This window comes from Micromonospora lupini str. Lupac 08, from assembly GCF_000297395.2.
Classification (GTDB): Bacteria; Actinomycetota; Actinomycetes; order Mycobacteriales; family Micromonosporaceae; genus Micromonospora; species Micromonospora lupini.
In genome coordinates this window covers 695,685-715,857 of record NZ_HF570108.1, presented here as the reverse complement: position 1 = coordinate 715,857, position 20,173 = coordinate 695,685, and the positions used below count along the sequence as shown (strand labels likewise).

Here is a 20,173-nt window from a genome sequence, read left to right as displayed (position 1 = left end):
CCAAACCGTCGATGGAGGTTGGTTGTAGCGCCGCTGCGGAGCCGGTTGACCCCTGCTTATGGACACGGCGAGGAATTTCCGTTGATCTATGCTACCGTCAAAAATCGTTTAGCCGGAATCGCATCTGGGAGGTAGCCGATGACGCACCAACGACGTGCGGTCTACGCCCTCGCCGCGTTGTCCGCCGCCACCTTCTGTTACGTCACCACCGAGGTGCTCCCGATCGGGCTGCTCACGCTGATCGCGCCGGACCTGGGGCGCTCGAGGTCCGAGGCCGGTCTGCTGGTGACCGGATACGCCGTGGTGGTCATGATCGTGGCGCTCCCGCTGACCCGGGTCACTCGGCGGCTGCCCCGGCGTCCGCTGCTCGCCGGCACCCTCGGTGTGTTCGTCGCGGCGACGACGGTGTCGGCGTTCGCAACCTCCTACGAGATGCTGCTCGCCGCGCGGCTGGTGTCCGCCACCACCAACGGTGTCTTCTGGGCGGTGGTGTTCCCCGTGGCGATCTCGATGTTCCCCGCGAACATCCGAGGCCGCATCGTGGCTCGACTGTCGATCGGCAACGCTCTCGGCCCGGTCCTCGGCGTGCCGCTGAGCACCTGGTTGGGCGGGCAGGCCGGGTGGCGGGCCGCCTTCGTCGCGATGGCCGTCCTCGGCTTCGTCATCTGTGTCGCGGTCGTCCTGCTCCTGCCGAGCGTCACACCGCAACAGAGTGCTGGCGACATCGGGTCGATGCCGGATCGACACCGCTTCGTCGTGCTCCTCGTCGCCACCGTCCTCGCGGTCACCGGCGCCATGGGCGCGTTCACCTACATGACCGTCTTCCTCCTCGACGTCAGCGGGTTCGCCGCCGCATCCCTCGGCATGCTGCTCTTCGTCCAAGGCTCGTTCGGCGTCGTCGGCACCTGGGCGGTCGGCCGGATCCTGGACCGGTTTCCGCTCGGTGTCGTGCTGGGTCTGCTCGGGCTCATCACCGTCGCGATGCTCGGCCTCTACGGGCTTGGCGCGAACAAGGCACTGACGATTCCGTTGCTCGCCGTGGCGGGGATGTCGTTCAGCTCGCTGATCGCGGGAATCCAGCACCGCATCATGCAGGTGGCCCCGTCGACCACCGACATGGCGTCGGCCAGCCTCAGCGTCGCGTTCAACGTCGGCCTCGCGGCCGGCTCCCTCATCGGTGCGGGCCTGCTGGCGACGGCCGGGGTACGCGTCATCCCGTTGTTCGGGGGCCTGCTGACGGTCGGGGCATTCGCGTTGCTCGCCTGCCACGAGCTGTCCCGCAGGAGGCGCAGAGAGCACGGAACGGCCGGTCACGATCCCCAACGGCAGCCGGTCGGGCAACCCGCAGGTCGCGCCTGAGTCCCGTGACCTGCGGCGCCCCCGGAGGTCGCGGGCTTACCCGCTCGCCCGGGTCGCGGCGTCTTCCTGCGTGGCAGCCCAGGTGGCGAGCAGTTCCAGGCCATCACCCGAGCTGGTGCCCGGCTCGGCGGAGTAGGTCAGGACCGTCAGAACGTCGTCGCCGGACAACTCCAGCACTTCGAAGGTCAGGTCCAGGTCCCCGATGGCCGGGTGGCGGAAACGCTTCGCGCCGTGGCGGTGCACATACACGTCCTGGGCGGCCCACCAGGAGCGGAAGGGCTCGCTGCGCATGGACAGCTCACCGATCAGGTTCATCAGCGCCTGGTCGTCCGGGTGCCGTACGGCGGCGCTACGCAGCGCGGCGACGGCGGAGCGGGCCACCTGCGGCCAGTCCGGATAGAACGCCTGAGCGTGCGGGTCCAGGAAGGTGAACCGCATCGAGTTCACCGGCAGCGCCGTGTTCGCGGCGAACATGGGCGCGTAGAGGGCCCTGCCCAGGGAGTTCGCGGCGAGGACGTCGAAACGGTGGTTGCGCAGGAACGCCGGCACACCCATCGAGCGCAGGACTCGGCGGATCGCCGGCCGGATCTCGGGAGCCTTGTCGCGGCGGGCGCGGGCGCGGGCCGGCTGAGGGCCGACGGCACGGGCGAGATGGTGCAGGTGAGCGGTCTCGGTGTCGTCGAGCCGCAGCGCGCGGGCAATGGCGTCCAGGACGCTGTCGGACGCCCCGGCGAGGTTGCCGCGCTCCAGGCGGGTGTAGTACTCGACGCTCACACCGGCCAGCGCGGCGACCTCGCCCCGGCGCAGCCCGGCGACGCGGCGGTTGCCGTACGCGGGGATGCCGGCCTGCTCCGGGCTGACCTTGGCCCGGCGGGAGGTGAGAAACGCACGGACCTCGCTGCGGTTGTCCATGGTTCCCAGGTTAGGCACCCCGTCCGGCAGGAGAGGGTCCCTGGCGGTACCCGTTTGAGCAGGGGCTCCCCGGAAACCACAGAGCGGTGTGTGCTTGAGGGGACGCCGTGGCACCGACATCGACAGAGAATTGAGAGGAACCGCTCTCATGCCAATCCCGCACCTGACGCTGAACAACGGCGTCGAGATTCCCGCTCTCGGATTCGGGGTCTTCCAGACCCCTCCGCAGGAGACCCGCTCGGCGGTCGAGGCGGCGCTCGTCCAAGGCTACCGACACATCGACACCGCAGCCGCGTACGGCAACGAGCGTGAGGTGGGCGAGGCGATCGCCGCCTCGGACGTCGACCGTTCCGAGGTGTTCGTCGAGACCAAGATCTGGATCAACGACTACGGGTACGACCAGACGCTGCACGGTTTCCAGAAGAGCGCCACCAAGCTGGGTGTCGAGCAGATCGACCTGCTGATCCTGCACCAGGCGTTGCCGTCGGAGTTCGACCGGACCCTGGACGCGTACCGGGCTCTGGAGAAGCTGCTGGCCGACGGCAGGGTACGCGCCATCGGCGTCAGCAACTTCATGGTCGATCACCTCACCGCGCTGCTCGACACCGCGACCGTCGTGCCGGCGGTCAACCAGATCGAGGTGCACCCCTACTTCGCGCAACGCGAGGTGCAGGGCTTCGGCGCGCAGCACGGCATCCTGGCGCAGGCGTGGTCACCGATCGGTGGCATCACCTTCTACCGCGACGGTGAGCACACCAGCACGTTGCAGGACCCGGTGATCGGTGCGATCGCGAAGGCACACGGCAGGACCCCCGCGCAGGTGATGCTGCGCTGGCACGTGCAGCAGGGGCGGTCAGCGATTCCGAAGTCGACGAAGCCCGCGCGGATCGCGGAGAACTTCGACGTCTTCGACTTCGCGCTCACCACCGAGGAACTCGCCGCCATCGACGCTCTGGACACCGGCAAGCGCGGGGGGCCCGAACCGGCCGACGTCACCCTCGCCACCTTCAGCAGGCCGATCCCCGAGGCCTGATCCACCCCGAGCCCGTCGTCCGCCTCGCCGGGCAGTGGGCTGTCCATTCGATGAACGACAGGGAGAACAGCATGCGTACGGTGAAGTTGGGCGAGCTTGAGGTTGGCCGCATCGGTCTGGGTGCGATGGGGATGTCGCACGGCTACAGCGGCGCCGGCAGCGACGATGCCGAGTCGATCCGCACCATCCACCGGGCCCTCGAACTGGGTGTCACCCTGATCGACACCGCGGAGATCTACGGCCCGTACGCCAACGAGGAACTTGTCGGCCGTGCCCTGCAGGGCCGCCGCGACCAGGTCGTGCTGGCCACCAAGTTCGGCCTCGTCTCCCACGACGGCCGCGTCCCCGGTGGCCTGGACAGCAGCCCGGACAACATCCGCACCGCGGTCGAGGGCTCGCTCAAGCGTCTCGGCACCGACCACATCGACCTGTACTACCAGCACCGCGTCGACCCGAGCACCCCGATCGAGGACACCATGGGCGCTCTCGCGGCCCTGGTGCAGGAAGGCAAGATCCGCTACGTCGGCCTGTCCGAGGCGTGGATCGAGACCATCCGACGCGCCCACGCCGTACACCCGGTCACCGCCCTGCAGTCCGAGTACTCGCTGTGGACCCGTGACCAGGAACCGCTCCTTCCCGTGCTGCGCGAGTTGGGCATCGGGCTGGTGGCGTACTCCCCTCTCGGCCGCGGCTTCCTCACCGGCGCCCTCCGGTCTCCGGCGGACGTCGAGCGCCTCGACGACAGCGACTTCCGCAAGAACCATCCGCGCTTCACCGGGGAGAACTTCCAGCGCAACCTGCGCATCGCCGACCAGGTCCAGGAGGTCGCCGACCAGGTGGGTGCCACGTCGGCGCAGGTCGCCCTGGCCTGGCTGCTGGCTCAGGGCGACGACATCGTCCCCATTCCCGGCACCAAGCGGGTGAGCCGCGTGCAGGAGAACGTCGCCGCGGACACTGTCACGCTGACGCCCGAACAGGTAGCCACGCTCACCGCGCTGCCGGTCGCCGAGGGCGGTCACCACACCGACGAACAGATGCGGGTGATCGAGCGCTGACCAGCCGGCCGACCCTCCCGCTGGGCCCGGGAACAGCGGTCCTGGCCGCCGTCACTCCGTACCCCAAAAAGGGAGCTGGCCCGGCGCGGAGGGTGATCCTCCGCGCCGGGCCGCCGCATCGGGTGGGGTCAGGCGGACGCGCAGGCGGCCGTCGCCGGGCCGGTGCCGGTGCCCTGGAAGCCGAAGTTGGTCGACTGCCCGGCGCCGACCTGTCCGTTGTAGCCCACGTTGGTGAACCGGACGGTTCCGCTGGTGCCGCTGGGCTGGGCGCTCCACACGCCGGTGATCGCGGCACCGCCGGGCAGCGTGATGGTCACGGTCCAGCCGTTGATGCTCGCGGAGCCGGCGGTGACCGTCACGCTCGCGGTGAATCCACCGTTCCACTGGTTGACCGTCACCGAGGCCGAGCAGCCGTTACCGGTCGGCGGCGGCGTGGTGGGCGGCGCGGTCGTCGGCGGAGCCGTGGTGGGCGGCGCGGTGGTCGGCGGCGCGGTAGTGGGCGGCGCCGTCGTCGGCGGAGCGGTCGTCGGCGGGTTGGGCGCGCCGTTGGCCAGGCTGAAGGCCAGGTCGGGCTGGAACGAACCGGCGGTGAAGCGGCAACCGTCCGCCTCCCCCGGCGGCTTCACCCAGAGGTACGCGTCGATGTTGCCGTCGCCGGTGTTGGTGGTCGGGTACGGGCCGATGCGGCGGTCGGTGTTGTCGTCGCCGCACCAGTCCCCGCTGGCACCACCGTTGCGGCTGGTGTCGATGACCTGGCGCTTGCCCGAGATGCCCATGCCGTTGAGCGAGGAGATGACGTTCCGGCCGAAGTTCGCCTCGTTGGAGGTGGAGTTGAAGTTCGACACGTTGGTGAAGAACCCGTCGGCGTACTGCACGCCCGCGGCCCGGAGCCGGTTGGCCGTCTCACCCGCGCTGTTCCACGTGGAGTGGCCGCCGTCGAGGTAGACCTTGGCGTTCGGGTTGCCCGACTTGATGGTCCGGGTGGCCGTCGAGATCGCCTGATTGCGGGCGTTGAGCTCACCGCTGCTCAGGCACGTCGTGAGGGCGAGTGAGTCGGTCTCCAGGATGATGATGACCGTCTGGTTGCCCAGCCCGCGGGCGAAGTTGGAGACCCACGTCTGGTACTGGTTGAGGTCCGGCGCGCCACCGGCGCTGGCTCCGCCGCAGTCCCGGTTGGTGATCTCGTACACCGCCAGCACCGGGATCTGCTGCGCCGCGTTGGCGGCGCCGATGAACCCGGAGACCTCGGACTGCACGGTCGACGGGTTGAAGTTGGCGAACCAGCGGGCCTGCGGCTGACTCGCGATCTTGTCCCGGATGACGGCGGCCCGCGAGTCGCCGGGGTTGGCGGCGACCCAGCGGATGACTGCCGAACTCGGGTCGCGGTAGAGCGACCCGGACAGCGTGCCGGCGGAGGCGCTGCTGACGGCGAGGCAGACGCCGATGGCGGCGGCGCCCACGACGGCCGCCGCGCTGGTGACCGCCGATCTGTGGCGGAGCGACGAGAGGATAGCCACGACGTGTTGCCTCCTGGTCACATTGACGTTTCCAATTTTGTGGGAGCGTTCCCATGGACGGTAGCGGAGGCGCGCGTCGCTGCCAAGACGTACACGGTTGTCGATAGGTGCGGGGAGCCGCTTTGTTCGCTCGGACGGACGGCGACGCGAATGGTCGGGCGCGGGTGCCCCTGCCCGACTGCTTGACCAGAGGCACCCGCCGGATCGCCCTGGCAAGGGCCCGAGCGGCGATCCACCTGCTGCATATCGCTAGTCGGGGTCGTGTCGCCACGGGAGCGGGCGGCGGGCTACGCCTGTCGCGAAGGTGATGCGTATCGTGGACAGAACGGTCAGCCGGGGGTCCCACGAGAGGCGTCGACATGAGAGACGGCAGCCTCTACTCAGGTCCGCACTGGCAGAGCTACGCCACCCGCGACGCTGACGAGGCGCACGACTTCGTCCGGCGGGCTTTCCTCGACATCAAGGTGCGGTCCTCCGGTGCGGGCCGCGACGGAGCCGGCCTGCGCACCGTCGCCACCGCACTCGCCGACGTCGGCGTGACCCGGCTGCACTACTCGGCGCGTACCCAGGTTCAGACGGCCCCGGACGGCGACCTGAACATCGCCCACCTGATGGGCGGCCGCTTCACCGTCGCCAGCGCCAAGGACGAGTACCGCATGCGGTCCGGGGACGTGATGCTGCTCCTGCCGGACCAGTCCGAGGACCTCACCTACGACGACGTCGACACGTTCGTCGTCCGCCTTCCCCGCGCCCTGCTGGAGAAGGTCGCCCACGCGCAGACCGGCATCAACGGTACGGAGCTGGGCTTCGACAGCTCCCGGCCGATCTCGGCGGCGCTCGGTCGGCACTGGACCCAGACCGTCGCTCACCTGACCCGCAGCGTCCTGGCCGACCCCGCGCTCCTGGCCAACCCGCTGATCACGGGGAACGCCCGTGACCTGCTCGCGGCGACGGCCCTGGCCGTGTTCTCCAACACCGCGCACGCCGCGGCCCCCCGCGTCGCCGGCGAGGTCACTCCCCGGGCGCTACGCCGAGCCCTGGCCTACGTCGACGACCACGCCGACCAGCCGATCACTGTCGACCAGATCGCCGCCGCAGCCGGCGTAGGTCCCCGCGCGCTGCAACTCGCGTTCCGCCGCCACCACGACACCACCCCGATGCGGTACGTCCGCCAGGTCCGCCTCGAACGCGCGCATCGCGATCTGCAGGCCGCCGACCCGACCACAGGTGTCACCGTCGCCATGATCGCCACTCGCTGGGGCTTCACGCACCCCGGACGCTTCGGCACGGACTACCGCGCCACCTACGGCAACAGCCCTCGCCACACACTGCGCACCTGACGTCGACCTCGTCGTGGGAAGGCCGCTGACATTTCCCGTTCGCACCGGGATGTGCACTACAGCTGGCTGTACCTCGGGTCGGGTGGCACGAGGTATCGGTTCGGGCCGCCGCCGTTCCTAGCATCGGCGGCATGAGATCGAAGAGGGCTCGACCCGCCGAGATCGCCCCGGCCAGCTCCGGGCACGGTCGCGAGTTGTCGGTTCCCGGGCCGCCCGCGTACGCGGTGCGCCTGGAGTCCGTGTCGAAGGAGTACGGGTCGGGGAGGAACGCGGTACGGGCGCTCGACGCGGTGACGGCCCGGTTCCGGCGCGGCACGTTCACTGCGGTCATGGGGCCTTCCGGGTCCGGCAAGAGCACCCTGCTGAACTGCGCGGCCGGTCTGGACCGGCCGACGTCGGGCCGGGTCGTGCTGGGTGGCACAGAGCTGTCCGGCCGTTCGGAGACCGAGCTGACCGAGCTGCGGCGAGACCGGATCGGTTTCGTCTTCCAGGCGTACAACCTGTTGGGCGCGCTTACCGTCGAGGAGAACGTCACGCTGCCACTGCGGCTGGCGGACCGGAGGACCGACCAGGCGTTCCTGCGGGAGGTGCTCACCGCCGTCGGCCTCCACGAGCACGTCGGACGGCGCCCGAGTGAACTCTCCGGCGGTCAACAGCAGCGGGTCGCAGTCGCCCGTGCGCTGATCACCCAACCGGACGTGGTGGTCGCCGACGAGCCGACCGGCGCGCTTGACACGTTCTCCAGCACCCAGGTTCTGGAGCTGCTGCGACACGTCGTGGACCGGATGGGCCAGACGGTGCTGATGGTCACCCACGACCCGGTCGCCGCGTCGTACGCCGACTCGGTCGTGTTCCTGGCCGACGGCCGGCTCGCGGGCGAGCTGACCCAACCGACCTCGGCGCAGGTGGCGTCGCGCATGACACACCTGGGCGAGTGGTGATCCGCCAGATCCGGCGGCTGGTCCGGCCCGTGTTGCCGTACCGCAGGGACCTGTCGCTGGCGTGGAGCACGATCAAGGGACGCAGAGGCGGTTTCGTCGGCTCCTTCGTCGCGGTCGCGGCGGGCTCGGCGGTGATCACCGCCTGTGGGACGCTGCTGCTGTCCGGGCTGGGCACCGGTGTGACCCCGGAACGCTACTCGGGCGCGGCGGTGGTCCTCGGCGCTCAGCAGTCGTTCCGGCTGGACGAGACCTCCGCGGTCCGCTACGGCGAGCGCGTCACGCTGCCCGCCACCACTGTCGCTGCCGTCGCCGCGGTGCCCGGTGTGCAGTCGGCCGTCGGAGATGTCACCGTCGAGGTCGGCCTGCTGGCACCGAACGGCGAGACGGTGGGCGGTCCGGACGGCTTTCCGGTGCTCGCGCACGGCTGGTCCGCTGCGGCGCTCGGGCCGTTCGCGCTACGCGAGGGCCGTACACCCTCGGCGTCCGACGAGGTCGTGCTCGACGCCGACCTCGCGGCGCGCGGTCAGGTGCCGGTCGGCGCGACGGTACGACTCGTGACCGGCTCGGTTCCGTCGCCCCACCGTGTGGTGGGCATCACGACCGCGCGGGGAGTCGAATTGCGCCGGCAGTCCGCCGTGTTCGTCACCGACGACCAGGCGACCAGGCTGTCCGGCCGTCCGGACCGGGTGGACGCCGTCGGGGTGCTCGCCACGCCCGGTGTCGCCCCGGACGAGTTGGCCGGGCGCATCACGTCCACCGTGTCCGGCGTGGTGGCCCACACCGGCGCCGGACGCGGCGACGTGGAGTTCCTGGACGTCGGCGACGCGCGCAACCTGGTGGTCGAGACGGCCGCGTCCTTCGGCGGCACCATGGTGCTGATCGTGGTGTTCGTGGTGGCGAGCACCCTCGCGCTGTCGGTACGGCAGCGCAGGCGGGAGCTGGCCCTGCTCCGTGCCATCGGCGCGAAGCCCCGGCAGATCCACTGGATGATCGGCGCCGAGATGACGCTCGTGTCGTCGGTGGGCGCGCTTGTCGGTGCGACGCCCGGCGTGGTGCTCGCGTTCGTGATGCGCCTGGTGTTCGTCCGTGCCGGCGCGATGCCCCCGGATTTCCCGCTGCGCGTCGGGTTGCTGCCCGTCCTGGCCTCGCTGGTGCTGTGCATGACCAGTGCGCGGCTCGCCGGCTGGCTTGTCGCGCGCCGGGTGGCCCACGTCAGCCCGGTCGAGGCGCTCGGGGACGCCGCTGTCGAGCCGAAGCGGCTCGGCCGGGTCCGGTTGACCATCGGCGTCCTGCTCATCCCGCTCGGGCTGCTGTTGACCCTGGGCGGCGTGGCGTCACCGGGCGACTCGGTCGCCGACACCGCGGGGAGTGCCGTCCTGTTGTTCGTCGTGGCGGTCGGGTGTCTGGGACCTCTGCTGCTTCGGGGCGCCCTGACGCTGTTCGGCTCGCTCCTGAACCGCCGGGCCACGGCGAGCGGCTTCCTCGCCCAGAGCAACGCGCGGGCCAACTGGCGGCAGCTCAGTACGGCCACCACGCCGCTGGCCATGGGTGTGGCCCTGGCGGCCGTGCAGGTGTTCGGCGCCGCCACGATGATCGCGGGGGCGCGGCACCAACTGGAGGACGGTCTGCGCGCCGACCACGTGGTGACGGCGGCGTCCGGCGCCGGGGTGTCCCCGGAGGTCGTGGAGGCCGTGCGTGGCGTACCCGGCGTCGCGGTGGCGACGCCTGTGGCACGGACGCGGGTGCTGTTGACCTTTCCGTCCGAGGACAGCACCGCGACCCGGGTCTTCGCCGCCCAGGGCGTGACGCCGGAACGGCTTCCCGAAACCATGGGCCTCTCGGTCGTCGAGGGCGACCTCGGGCAGTTGCGCGGCGAGACGGTGGCGCTGAGCCGGGTCGTCGCGGAGACCGTCCGGGCGCACGTCGACGACACGACCGAGCTCCACCTCGGCGACGGCACGCTGATCAGGCCGAGGGTGGTCGCGATCTACGAGAACGGCCTGGGCTTCGGAGACGTCACCCTGCCCAACGACATCGTCGTCGCCCACACGACCGCGCGGGTCGACACCGCGCTACTGATCAGGTCCGCCGACGGAACTGACCCCGAGGCGCTCGCCGGCGCGCTGCGCGGCGCTGTCGCGCGCTACCCGACGGTCCAGGTCGGCGAGCGGGACGCGTTCCTGGCAGCGCCGGGGCCGGGCGGATCGGGTGACTGGGCGCTCAACCTGCTGTTCCAGACCGTACTGCTGGCCTACATCGCCATCGCCGTGGTGAACACCCTGGTCATGGCGACGACCGCACGGGTTCGCGAGTTCGCGATGCTGCGACTCATCGGCGCGAGCCGGGACCAGCTCCGCGCGATGATGAACGGTGAGGTCCGGGTCGTCGTCGCCGCGGCGCTGCTGTTCGGCCTGCTGGCGGCGGTCCCGCCGCTGATCGGCACCAGCCTGGGACTGACCCGGTCCCCGATCCCCACCATCTCCCTGACCGGACTTGCCGCGATCGTGGCGCTCACCGTCGCTCTCTCCTGGGGCGCGACGACGATGGCCACCCGGTGGACGATGCGACAGGCACCCGTCGACGCGATCGGCGGGCGGCAGTGACGGAGGCCGAGCGGGCCGGTCAGTGACCGCCCATCTGGCCCGCGGCGTTGAGGTAGGCGAGAACGGCGAGGACGCGGCGGTGACCGCTGTCCGTCACGGCGAGGCCGAGCTTGGCGAAGATGTTGCCGATGTGCTTGTGGACGGCGTTGTCCGTGACGACGAGCTGCGCGGCGATGGCGGTGTTGTCGTGCCCCTGCGCCATGAGAGCGAGCACCTCGCGTTCCCGGGGAGTGAGGGCGTCGACCGGGTCACCGGCGCGTTGGACGAGCTGCGCGATCACCTCCGGATCCATCGCGGTACCACCTGCCGCGACGCGGCGCAGCGCGTCGACGAACCCGTCCACCCGACTGACCCGGTCCTTGAGGAGATAGCCGACGCCGCCTCCGGTGGTGGAGAGCAGTTCGGCGGCGTACGTCTGCTCGACGTACTGCGACAGCACCAGGACCGGCAGACCGGGATGCTCCCGGCGGGCCTGCAGGGCGGCCCGGACGCCTTCGTCGCGATATGACGGTGGCAGTCGGACGTCGACGATCGTGACGTCGGGCCGGTGCTCCCGTACAGCGGTGAGGAACCCCGCCGCGTCGTCGGCTACGGCGACGACCTGGAAGCCCGCACGGCCCAGCAGCAGTTCCAGCCCGGTGGACAGCAGCACGTTGTCCTCGGCGATCACCACCCGCACGGCAACTCCAGGGTGATGGCCGTCGGGCCGCCGACCGGACTGTCCACGTCGACGGCGCCGTCGAGCGCGAGCACCCGGCGACGAATCCCGGCAATGCCCGTACCCCGCCGATCGTCGGCACCACCGGTGCCGTCGTCCGTGATCACCACCGACAACCGGTCTGCCCGTCGACTGAGCCGCACGCTGGCCGCGGTCGCCTGACTGTGCCTGGTCACGTTGGTGAGCGCCTCGGCGACGGCGAAGTAGACGACGGCCTCCACGGCCGCCGGCACCCGGGCAAGCTCGTCGATGTCCAGTCGCGTCGGCACCCCACAGCGGGTGGTGACAGCGGTCAGCGCGCCGTCGAGGCCCCGGTCGGCGAGAATCGGCGGGTAGACCGACCTGATCACCTCACGCAGTTCGGTCATCGCCTCCTCGGTTCCCTCGTGCGCGTCCCGAAGAAGTCCCTCCAGGAACCGGTCGTCTCGTGGGTGGTCGGAGAACGCCTGCCGGGCCACGGCCAGCCGCATCGCGATGGCCACGAGGCGGGCCTGGGTGCCGTCGTGCAGGTCGCGTTCGATCCGGCGCAACTCCGCGCTGTGCGCGTCGAGCACGTCGGCGCGGGTGCGGGTCAACACGGCGACCCGTTCGGCGAGCTGACCGGCCGGCGTGTGCGACAGCGTCGTCAGGCAGAGCCGGGCGTGTGCGCGAGCGATCGGCGGGAAGCCCCCGTACGCCAGCGCGCTGAGCACGATGATCTGCAGAGGGCCGAGGACGAGGGCCGTCCGCCAGTCGGTCACCGGCACATCGATGAACAGTCGTGGCCGGCCCTCCGGCCTGAACGCCCACCACAGCGGTGTGGCGATCAGGGCGGTGACGATGTTGCCGACGCACAGCAGGGCCGGCAGGCCGAACGCCAGGCCGGCCGTCGCGTTGACCGGCAGCCAGAGCAGGGCGCGGGAGGTGCGGCCCGTGGCCGCGTCCGTCCATGCTCGGCGTCCCGTCGCGCGCGGTGCGTGGTCCGGTCCCATCGGCGCACCGAGCAGCCAGCCCGCGCGGTCACGGTGCCAGTTGGCCCAGAATCGGGTGAGTCGCGGGATGCACAGCAGCGGCAGCGCCAGCACCGTGACGACGGCGGAGGCCAGCGAAACCAGCAGGTAGAGGCCGGCGCGCCGCACCTGCGCCCATCGTGAGCCTGGCGTCACCGGACGTCGCTTCTCTCCGCTCGTCGGGGAAGCTCGCCGTGCCGACACGGCGTCGAGTCTGCCCCCTTGGGCGGGGTCACGCCACGACCGAGGTCGTGTGGCGTCGCACGGCCGCCACCGGACCGGCTCTCCGGGCCGCAACCTGCCGGACACGGCATTGACATATTTCACTGTGCGATCTAGCGTCGGGCCGAATCGATTCGACGCCGAGGCGAGTGCTCCGGCGCCGTCCGACGGTCGGGCGCGTGGTGTTCGGGCACCCCGGGGTGTGGGCCACCAGCGACTCGACGACCACCTGGTCGCGCCCGGGCAGCGAGACCAGTGGCGAGAGCCTGTGGCGATGAGCCGGCCGGGCGCCGTGGCCACCTCGCGCCTTCCGGAGTGTCGTCCGCGGCGAGTGCGGCCGGCGGGGGCGACCGGGAGTGGCGTGCCGTGGCGGCGTGGGAGTCGCCGTGGACCCCTGTACCTGAATCAGTTCGTGCCGAGTGGCGGGAGCCCCATCATGACAAGACGTAGACCCATCCTTGCTTCACTCGCGACGGCGGCGCTTCTCGTCGCCACCGTGGGCGCGACGGCGCTGACCGGCGGTCTGAGCACCCCGTCGGCCGCGGACATGGTTCCGGCGGCAGCGACCGCCGGGTGCGGCAAGGCGCCCACGTTGACGAGCGGTCAACGGTCCATCCAGAGCAGCGGCCAGAACCGTAGCTTCATCCTGCGGATCCCCGACAACTACGACCGCAACCACCCGTACCGGTTGATCTTCGGATTCCACTGGAACGGCGGCACCATGAACGACGTCGACGGCGGCGGCTCGGACGGGGCGGCCTGGTCCTACTACGGGCTGCGGCAGCAGGCGAACAACAGCACCATTTTCGTCGCCCCCCAGGGCAACGGCAACGGCTGGGCCAACCCCAACGGCCAGGACGTCACCTTCGTCGACAACATGATCAGCCTGATCGAGGCGGACCTGTGTGTCGACACGACGCAGCTCTTCGCGCTCGGCTTCAGCTACGGCGGGGGCATGAGCTATTCGCTGGCCTGCTCCCGGGCCGGCGTCTTCCGCGCCGTCGCGGTCTACTCCGGCGGGCAGCTCAGCGGGTGCAGCGGCGGCACCCAACCCATCGCGTACATGGGGATCCACGGCATCGGGGACCCGGTGCTCAACATCTCCGCCGGGCGGTCCCTGCGGGACAGGTTCGTCCGCAACAACGGGTGCACCGCGCAGAACCCGCCCGAGCCACGAGCGGGCAGCCTGACCCACATCACCACCACCTACTCCGGCTGCCGGTCCGGCTATCCGGTGGTGTGGGCCGCCTTCGACGGTGGGCACGGCCCCGGCCCGGTGGACGGCGGCGGGGACAGCGGCGCCAGGACCTGGACCAAGGGCGAGGTGTGGAGGTTCTTCACCCAGTTCGGAAGCACCGACCCCACGCCGAGCCCGACCGTGTCGCCGACCGCGTCGCCGACCGCGAGCCCGACCACCCCGCCCGCGGGTGGCACGTCGGCCCTGCGCAACGGGACCTCCGGCCGGTGCCTGGACGTCAACGGCGCCGCGCAGACCAACGGCACGGCGGCGATCATCTGGGACTGCCACAGCCAGAGCAACCAGAGCTGGACCTCGACCGCGGCCCAGGAGCTGCGCGTCTTCGGCGGCAAGTGCCTGGACGTCAACGGCGCCAGCACCGCGAACGGCAGCTCGGTGATCATTTGGGACTGCAACGGCCAGTCCAACCAGAAATGGCGGTTCAACGCCGACGGCTCGATCACCGGCGTTGGTTCGGGCCGGTGCCTGGACGTGGTCGGCAGCGGTACGGCCAACGGCACGCGCGTCCAGATCTGGGACTGCAACGGCGCGGCCAACCAACGATGGAGCCGCAGCTGAGACCGGCGGGGCAGCGGTAGGGATCTCCGCGGGTACGGATCGGCGGCCGAGCCGGATGGCTCGGCCGCCGATCCACCGACCGAAATTCATCAGATCTCTTTCCGAGATTCCGACGCATCCGTCGCCGATGCTGGCGGTATCGATCCGAACATTGCCTGGTAGCCGGGCGTTGACCGCCGATCGATCCGGTGCCTAACATATGACGTCTTTGCATTAATGATCTTCAATAGGCGGCCCTGTGTGCGGTACGGGCGGCTCGACGCGCGCCGTACGACCTCGGGGCCGAACCTGCCTGGGGAGGCGAGCCAGATGTTCGACAGAGAGAGTCATCGGCGCGGCGCTGGAGAGGGCGGCCCACGCCGCCGATCATGGCGCAGCACGTGGCGTCCGCGGCGGTTGACCGCTTCGCTGGCGGGGGCGGTGGTGCTGGCGGCAGCCGTGCTTACCGGATTCGCCTCCCCGGCCCAGGCGGCGACCGCCATCACGATCAACGGCGGATCCGGTGGACGGGCGCTCGACGGGATCGGCGCGGTCAGCGGCGGTGGCGGCAACAGCCGGTTGCTGATCGACTACCCGGAACCGCAGCGCAGTGACATCCTGGACTACCTGTTCAAGCCGGGCCGCGGCGCCGCGATGCAGCTGCTGAAGACGGAGATCGGCGGGGACACCAACTCCACCTCCGGCGCGGAGCCCAGCCACGAACACACCCGGGGCGCCATCAACTGCAACCGGGGCTACGAGTGGTGGCTGATGGAGCAGGCGAGGTCGCGCAACGCCAACATCGCCCTGGCGGGCCTGGCCTGGGGAGCGCCGGGCTGGATCGGGAACCGCAACTTCTGGTCCCAGGACTCGATCGACTACCTGGTGGCCTGGCTGGACTGCGCGGCCACCCACGGTCTGACCATCAACTACCTCGGCGGGTGGAACGAGAAGGGCTACAACGCCGGCTGGTACAAGAACCTGCGCTCGGCCCTCAACTCCCACGGCTACAGCAACGTGAAGATCGTCGCCTCGGACGACTTCGGCTGGGGCGCGGCGGACGAATCGCTGCGCGACCCGGCGTTCGCCAACGCCGTGCAGGTCTTCGGCAGCCACTACGTCTGCGGCTACCGCAGCGCCCAGACCAGCTGCCCCAGCTCCGGCAACGCGGTGTCCACCGGCAAGCAGCTCTGGGCCAGTGAGAACGGCTCCGACGACTACAACGCCGGAGCGCAGGCCCTCGCCCGGGGCATCAACCGTGGCTACATCGACGGCAAGATGACCGGCTACATCAACTGGCCCGCCATCGCCGCCATCACCCCCAACATCCCCTGGGCGACCACTGGCGTGGCGGTCGCCCAGCAGCCCTGGTCCGGTGCCTACTCCATCGGCAAGAACACCTGGGTGATGGCGCAGACCACCCAGTTCACCGCCCCGGGCTGGCGCTACCTCGACTCCTCGAGCGGCTACCTCGGCGGCAACCGCAACAACGGCAGCTACGTCTCGCTGAAGTCCACGAACAACAGCGACTACAGCACCATCATCGAGACGATGGACGCCGGCTCCGCGCAGACCCTCGACTTCACCGTCACCGGCGGACTGTCCACCGGCGCCGTGCACGTCTGGTCGACGAACGTCCGGTCGAACAACACCGCCGACCACTTCGTCCGGGGCAGCGACATCACGCCGAGCGGCGGGCGCTTCTCGCTCACCGTCCAGCCCGGCTACGTCTACAGCATCACCACCACCACCGGTCAGGGTAAGAGCACGGCGACCAGCCCGGCGGCGGGCGCCCTGAAGCTGCCGTACAACGACACCTTCGACAGCTACGCCGTCGGGCGCGAGGCGAAGTACCTGATGGACCAGCAGGGCTCGTTCGAGATCGCCGGCTGCGCGGCTGGTCGCGCCGGCCTGTGCGTACGGCAGATGTCGGAGCAGACGCCGATCTTCTGGACGTCCGGCCAGGCCGAGCCGTTCACCCTGCTGGGTGACCTGTCGTGGCGCAACTACACGGTCTCCTCGGACGTGCTGCTGGAGAAGTCCGGCTACGCGCAGCTCATCGGCCGCGCCAACACGTACAACCACCAGGGGCCGCAGAACCTCAACGGTTACTACTTCCGGGTGACCGACGGCGGTGCGTGGTCCATCCGGAGCAACAACACGAGCGGCAACTGGCGCACGCTGGCCAGCGGAAACACCTCGGCGCTGGGCACCGGCCGCTGGCACACCCTGTCGCTGACGCTCAACGGGAGCACCCTCAGCGCCTCCATCGACGGCACCACCGTCGGCACCGTCTCCGACTCGACCTGGGTCGCCGGCCAGATCGGGTACGGCACGGGTCAGGGAGTCACCGCCCAGTTCGACAACCTCACCATCACGCCGGTCGGCAACTCCGGGGAGCCGGGCGCGACCGGGACGATCCGGGGCGCGGGCTCCAACCGGTGCCTGGACGTCAACGGGGCCAGCCAGGCCGACGGCTCGGTCGTGCAGATCTGGGACTGCAACAGCGGCGCCAACCAGCAGTGGACGCTCACCGCGAGCAACCAACTGACCGTCTACGGCAACAAGTGCCTCGACGTGGCGGGCACCGCAACGGGGAGCCGCGCGCGGATCATGACCTGCAACGGCGGTAGCGGCCAACAGTGGCGGGTCAATTCCGACGGCACGATCTCCGGGGTCGGCTCGGGGCTCTGCCTGGACGTCAACGGTGCGGGCACCGCCAACGGCACCGCCGTCCAGACCTGGACCTGCACCGGTGGCAGCAACCAGCAGTGGATCCGCGGCTGACGGGCTGAGATCCGCACGAGGACCCGTACCGGATCGTGGCGGCCGGCCGCTCAGGTGAGCGGCCGGCCGTCGCCATGTCGTCGCTGGGGTGCTCGACCCGGGCGGGAGTATCGTGACGGGCCTGTAGCCCACATCCGCCGTATCGGGTGTGGCGAATCGGCGTCAAGCAACGGCGTTGGTCCCGAATCCGCCCCGGTGGGTCCGTGCAGCGGTCCGCCACGCGTGGGCCGCCACCCGCGTGCCCTCATCCCCCGGTCCGATTCTGGTGGCGGCGCGCCGGCCGTGAGGACCTGGTGCCATGCCCCGCCCGCCGACGGAACCCGCCGACGCCTTCGCCGAACTCGGTCGCATCAGGCTCGGCGAGATGGCGCTCGACGACGTCCTGCAGCGCGTCGCGGAGCTGGCCAAACGGGTGCTTGCCCCGCCGGTGGAGGTGTCCGTCACGCTGGTTCGCGGCCGGACCGGGCACACCGCGGCGTTCACCGACGCCCTGGCCTTCGAGATGGACGAGCGGCAGTACGCGCACTGGCGCGGCCCGTGCCTGGAGGCCGCCGCCGGTGGCAACGTCCTGTCCGTGCCCGACCTCCCCGCCGAGGACCGGTGGCCCGAGTGGGCCGAACTCGGACGGGCAGCGGGGCTTGGCAGCTCCGTGTCGATCGGCCTGCCGATCCAGGAGGCGGTCGTCGGCGCGCTGAACGTCTACGCCCGCACCCCGCACGCCTTCGACGACGACACCATCACGGTGCTACAGACCTTCGCCGCGTACGCCGCCGTCGCCCTGGCCAACGCGCACCTCTACGACAGCACGGCCACCCTCGCCCAGCAGATGCAGGAGGCGATGGCCAGCCGCGCCGTCATCGAACAGGCCAAGGGCATCATCATGGCCGAACGCCGCTGCACTCCCGACGAGGCGTTCGCGGTCCTGTCGAAGGTGTCGCAGGACTCCAACCGCAAGGTCCGCGACGTGGCTCAGGCCCTCGTCGAACGGGCCGCCCGGAACACCTGAGCGCTGCGCTTACCTGCCGCGAGCCTTGCGGGTGCTGTTGTTGCTGGCCTTGCGGATGGCCTCGACGAGGTCGGACTTCTTCATCCGGGACCGGCCACGGATGTCGAGCTTCCGCGCCACGCCCATCAGATGATCCTTGCTGGCGTTGGCGTCGACTCCATCGGCGGTCCTGCCGGAGGAACCACGGCCGCCGGCGGCCTTCTCGTCGCTCGGCCCCTTCTTGCTCTTCGGCTCCCAGTGGTCGCCCACCTTCTCGAAGGAGTGCTTGACCGCCGCGAACGCCGTTCGATGGGCGCGCTCGCCCTCGCCGTACGAGTCGACCGCCGAGTCGTGCGCCTCCGCGTAGGTGTCCTGTGCCTTCTTCGGGGATCGCTTCAGGGTGCTGGGCATGTCCTTCCGTGCCGGCATCATCGCTCCTCTCATCGGCCGTCCCGGGTGACGTGCCCGCGTCGTGGCCGCACCAAACACCGGTTCCGGCGGGAGATGCGGCCCGCTGCCGCCGGGCAGGTTTCCGCCGCACGAGTGGGGTTACCTCTTGCTCGGGACGAGGAACGACAGCCGATCATCGAGGGGACCCGTCATGGCCCGACCCAGGATCGTCATCGTCGGCGCGGGATTCGCCGGCTTCCACGCCGCCCGCCGCCTGACCCGCGTGGCCCGTGGCGCCGCCGACGTGGTGCTGGTGAATCCGACCGACTACTTCCTGTACCTGCCGCTGCTGCCGGAGGTCTCCGGCGGTGTGCTCGACCCACGCCGGGTCACCGTGCCGCTGGCCGACACCCTGCCCGGCGTACGGGTGATCCTCGGTGCGGTGGACGGTATCGACACCGACGGTCGTACCGTCTCCTACGCGGACCCCGAGGGACGCCCCGGCCGGCTCGCGTACCACCGGCTGGTCCTCGCCGCCGGCAGCGTCAACAAGCTCCTCCCGATCCCCGGCGTCGCCGATCACGCCCACGGCTTCCGTGGCATCCCCGAGGCGCTGCACCTGCGCGAACAGCTGATCCAGCAGATCGAGATGGCCGACGCCACCGACGACCCGGTCGAACGGGAAGCGCGCTGCACCTTCGTGGTGGTCGGCGCCGGCTACACCGGCACCGAGGTCGCCGCCCAGGGCCAACTGTTCACCGACCAGATCGTCCGCCACCACCCGAGACTCAGCGGGATCCGCCCACGCTGGCTGCTGCTGGACACCGCCGACCGCGTCCTGCCCGGGCTCGCCGACCGCATGTCCCGGGTCGCCGGGCGGGTCCTGGGCGAGCGCGGAATCGAGGTGTGCCTGGGTACGTCCGTCGTCGAGGCCACCGCCGACGGCGTCCACCTGTCCGACGGCCGGTTCGTGGCGTCCCGCACCCTCGTGTGGTGCGTCGGGGTGCGACCCGACCCGCTCGTCGGGGCCACCGGCCTGCCCACCACCAGGGGGCGGATCACTGTCGACGAACACCTCGCCGTGCCCGGCCACCCGGAGATCCTCGCCTGCGGCGACGCCGCCGCCGTACCGGACCCGGCCCGACCCGGTGAGATCACCCCGATGACCGCCCAGCACGCCGTCCGACAGGGCCGACTCGCCGCCGACAACATCGCCGCCTCGTACGGCGTCGGCCGCCGCCGCCCGTACCGCCACCGCGACCTCGGTTTCGTGGTCGACCTCGGTGGCTGGCAGGCCACCGCCGATCCCCTGCACGTGCCGCTGTCCGGGCTGCCGGCCCGCGCCGTGGCCCGCGGTTACCACCTGCTGTCCCTGCCCGCCAACCGTGCCCGCACCGCCGCCGACTGGCTCTTCGCCGCCGTCGGCTCCCGGCCCAGCGTCCAACTCGGACTGGTGCCCGGCGCCGCGGTGCCGCTGGACACGGCCGCACCGGAACGGGCCCACCGCTGACTCCTCCGCGAAATCCG

General features: G+C 70.7%; 15 protein-coding genes. 10 read left to right on the top strand and 5 right to left on the bottom strand.

The genetic code is table 11. From position 1 onward, the window contains the following. Positions 1-138: 138 nt before the first annotated feature. Positions 139-1,359 (top strand): MFS transporter, encoded by a 1,221-nt coding sequence (locus MILUP08_RS04550; protein ID WP_007455144.1) that lies wholly within the window; start codon positions 139-141, stop codon positions 1,357-1,359. 36 nt (positions 1,360-1,395) lie between these two features. Here MILUP08_RS04550 and MILUP08_RS04545 read toward each other — a convergent pair whose 3' ends face one another. Further along, positions 1,396-2,271, bottom strand: coding sequence for a helix-turn-helix transcriptional regulator (locus tag MILUP08_RS04545; protein WP_007455142.1), 876 nt, complete (start codon positions 2,269-2,271; stop codon positions 1,396-1,398). Between the two features lie 148 nt (positions 2,272-2,419). On the opposite strand from MILUP08_RS04545, the gene MILUP08_RS04540 reads away from it, so the two are divergent. Beyond that, a complete protein-coding gene (locus tag MILUP08_RS04540) occupies positions 2,420-3,304 on the top strand; it encodes an aldo/keto reductase (RefSeq protein WP_007455140.1) in 885 nt (294 codons plus the stop codon). 71 nt (positions 3,305-3,375) lie between these two features. Next, the gene (locus MILUP08_RS04535) at positions 3,376-4,359 is read left to right on the top strand and encodes an aldo/keto reductase (protein ID WP_007455138.1); all 984 of its coding nucleotides are present in this window, start codon (positions 3,376-3,378) and stop codon (positions 4,357-4,359) included. 128 nt (positions 4,360-4,487) lie between these two features. Here the strand turns inward: MILUP08_RS04535 and MILUP08_RS04530 are convergent, their stop codons facing one another. Next, positions 4,488-5,876 (bottom strand): glycoside hydrolase family 6 protein, encoded by a 1,389-nt coding sequence (locus MILUP08_RS04530; protein ID WP_007455136.1) that lies wholly within the window; start codon positions 5,874-5,876, stop codon positions 4,488-4,490. A gap of 359 nt (positions 5,877-6,235) precedes the next feature. Between MILUP08_RS04530 and MILUP08_RS33625 the strand changes: the two genes are divergently transcribed. The 3 genes from MILUP08_RS33625 (at position 6,236) to MILUP08_RS04515 (ending at position 10,760) form a co-directional block, all read left to right on the top strand. Then, entirely contained in the window at positions 6,236-7,216 is a 981-nt protein-coding gene (locus MILUP08_RS33625; RefSeq protein ID WP_007455132.1) for an AraC family transcriptional regulator, read from the top strand. 131 nt (positions 7,217-7,347) lie between these two features. Further along, complete coding sequence (locus tag MILUP08_RS04520) at positions 7,348-8,157, top strand: ABC transporter ATP-binding protein (RefSeq protein WP_007455127.1); 810 nt, start codon at positions 7,348-7,350, stop codon at positions 8,155-8,157. Continuing rightward, positions 8,151-10,760 (top strand): ABC transporter permease, encoded by a 2,610-nt coding sequence (locus tag MILUP08_RS04515; protein WP_083915802.1) that lies wholly within the window; start codon positions 8,151-8,153, stop codon positions 10,758-10,760. Before MILUP08_RS04520 ends, MILUP08_RS04515 begins: the two co-directional genes overlap by 7 nt. Positions 10,761-10,779: 19 nt before the next feature. Here MILUP08_RS04515 and MILUP08_RS04510 read toward each other — a convergent pair whose 3' ends face one another. Both MILUP08_RS04510 and MILUP08_RS04505 read right to left on the bottom strand, forming a co-directional pair. Next, positions 10,780-11,439 carry a response regulator gene (locus MILUP08_RS04510; RefSeq protein ID WP_007455123.1) on the bottom strand — a complete coding sequence of 220 codons (660 nt, stop codon included), beginning with the start codon at positions 11,437-11,439 and terminating at the stop codon, positions 10,780-10,782. Then, positions 11,427-12,596 (bottom strand): sensor histidine kinase, encoded by a 1,170-nt coding sequence (locus MILUP08_RS04505; RefSeq protein WP_237747031.1) that lies wholly within the window; start codon positions 12,594-12,596, stop codon positions 11,427-11,429. Before MILUP08_RS04505 ends, MILUP08_RS04510 begins: the two co-directional genes overlap by 13 nt. A gap of 529 nt (positions 12,597-13,125) precedes the next feature. Between MILUP08_RS04505 and MILUP08_RS04500 the strand changes: the two genes are divergently transcribed. The 3 genes from MILUP08_RS04500 (at position 13,126) to MILUP08_RS04490 (ending at position 18,277) form a co-directional block, all read left to right on the top strand. Then, positions 13,126-14,505, top strand: a complete 1,380-nt coding sequence (locus tag MILUP08_RS04500; RefSeq protein WP_007455120.1) for a ricin-type beta-trefoil lectin domain protein — start codon at positions 13,126-13,128, stop codon at positions 14,503-14,505. 309 nt (positions 14,506-14,814) lie between these two features. Next, positions 14,815-17,271 (top strand): ricin-type beta-trefoil lectin domain protein, encoded by a 2,457-nt coding sequence (locus tag MILUP08_RS04495; RefSeq protein ID WP_007455118.1) that lies wholly within the window; start codon positions 14,815-14,817, stop codon positions 17,269-17,271. 298 nt (positions 17,272-17,569) lie between these two features. After that, positions 17,570-18,277 (top strand): GAF and ANTAR domain-containing protein, encoded by a 708-nt coding sequence (locus MILUP08_RS04490; RefSeq protein ID WP_007455117.1) that lies wholly within the window; start codon positions 17,570-17,572, stop codon positions 18,275-18,277. A 9-nt stretch (positions 18,278-18,286) separates the two neighbouring features. Here MILUP08_RS04490 and MILUP08_RS04485 read toward each other — a convergent pair whose 3' ends face one another. Further along, complete coding sequence (locus MILUP08_RS04485; protein WP_007455116.1) at positions 18,287-18,685, bottom strand: ChaB family protein; 399 nt, start codon at positions 18,683-18,685, stop codon at positions 18,287-18,289. A gap of 172 nt (positions 18,686-18,857) precedes the next feature. Between MILUP08_RS04485 and MILUP08_RS04480 the strand changes: the two genes are divergently transcribed. Beyond that, positions 18,858-20,156, top strand: a complete 1,299-nt coding sequence (locus MILUP08_RS04480) for an NAD(P)/FAD-dependent oxidoreductase (RefSeq protein ID WP_007455115.1) — start codon at positions 18,858-18,860, stop codon at positions 20,154-20,156. The last annotated feature ends 17 nt before the right edge of the window (positions 20,157-20,173 follow it).

Coding starts and splice junctions, on each gene's coding strand:
- MILUP08_RS04520 (WP_007455127.1), top strand. CDS start 7,348: ATGAGATCGAAGAGGGCTCGACCCGCCGAGATCGCCCCGGCCAGCTCC.
- MILUP08_RS04550 (WP_007455144.1), top strand. CDS start 139: ATGACGCACCAACGACGTGCGGTCTACGCCCTCGCCGCGTTGTCCGCC.
- MILUP08_RS33625 (WP_007455132.1), top strand. CDS start 6,236: ATGAGAGACGGCAGCCTCTACTCAGGTCCGCACTGGCAGAGCTACGCC.
- MILUP08_RS04535 (WP_007455138.1), top strand. CDS start 3,376: ATGCGTACGGTGAAGTTGGGCGAGCTTGAGGTTGGCCGCATCGGTCTG.
- MILUP08_RS04495 (WP_007455118.1), top strand. CDS start 14,815: ATGTTCGACAGAGAGAGTCATCGGCGCGGCGCTGGAGAGGGCGGCCCA.
- MILUP08_RS04480 (WP_007455115.1), top strand. CDS start 18,858: ATGGCCCGACCCAGGATCGTCATCGTCGGCGCGGGATTCGCCGGCTTC.
- MILUP08_RS04545 (WP_007455142.1), bottom strand. CDS start 2,271: ATGGACAACCGCAGCGAGGTCCGTGCGTTTCTCACCTCCCGCCGGGCC.
- MILUP08_RS04540 (WP_007455140.1), top strand. CDS start 2,420: ATGCCAATCCCGCACCTGACGCTGAACAACGGCGTCGAGATTCCCGCT.
- MILUP08_RS04485 (WP_007455116.1), bottom strand. CDS start 18,685: ATGCCGGCACGGAAGGACATGCCCAGCACCCTGAAGCGATCCCCGAAG.
- MILUP08_RS04500 (WP_007455120.1), top strand. CDS start 13,126: ATGACAAGACGTAGACCCATCCTTGCTTCACTCGCGACGGCGGCGCTT.
- MILUP08_RS04490 (WP_007455117.1), top strand. CDS start 17,570: ATGCCCCGCCCGCCGACGGAACCCGCCGACGCCTTCGCCGAACTCGGT.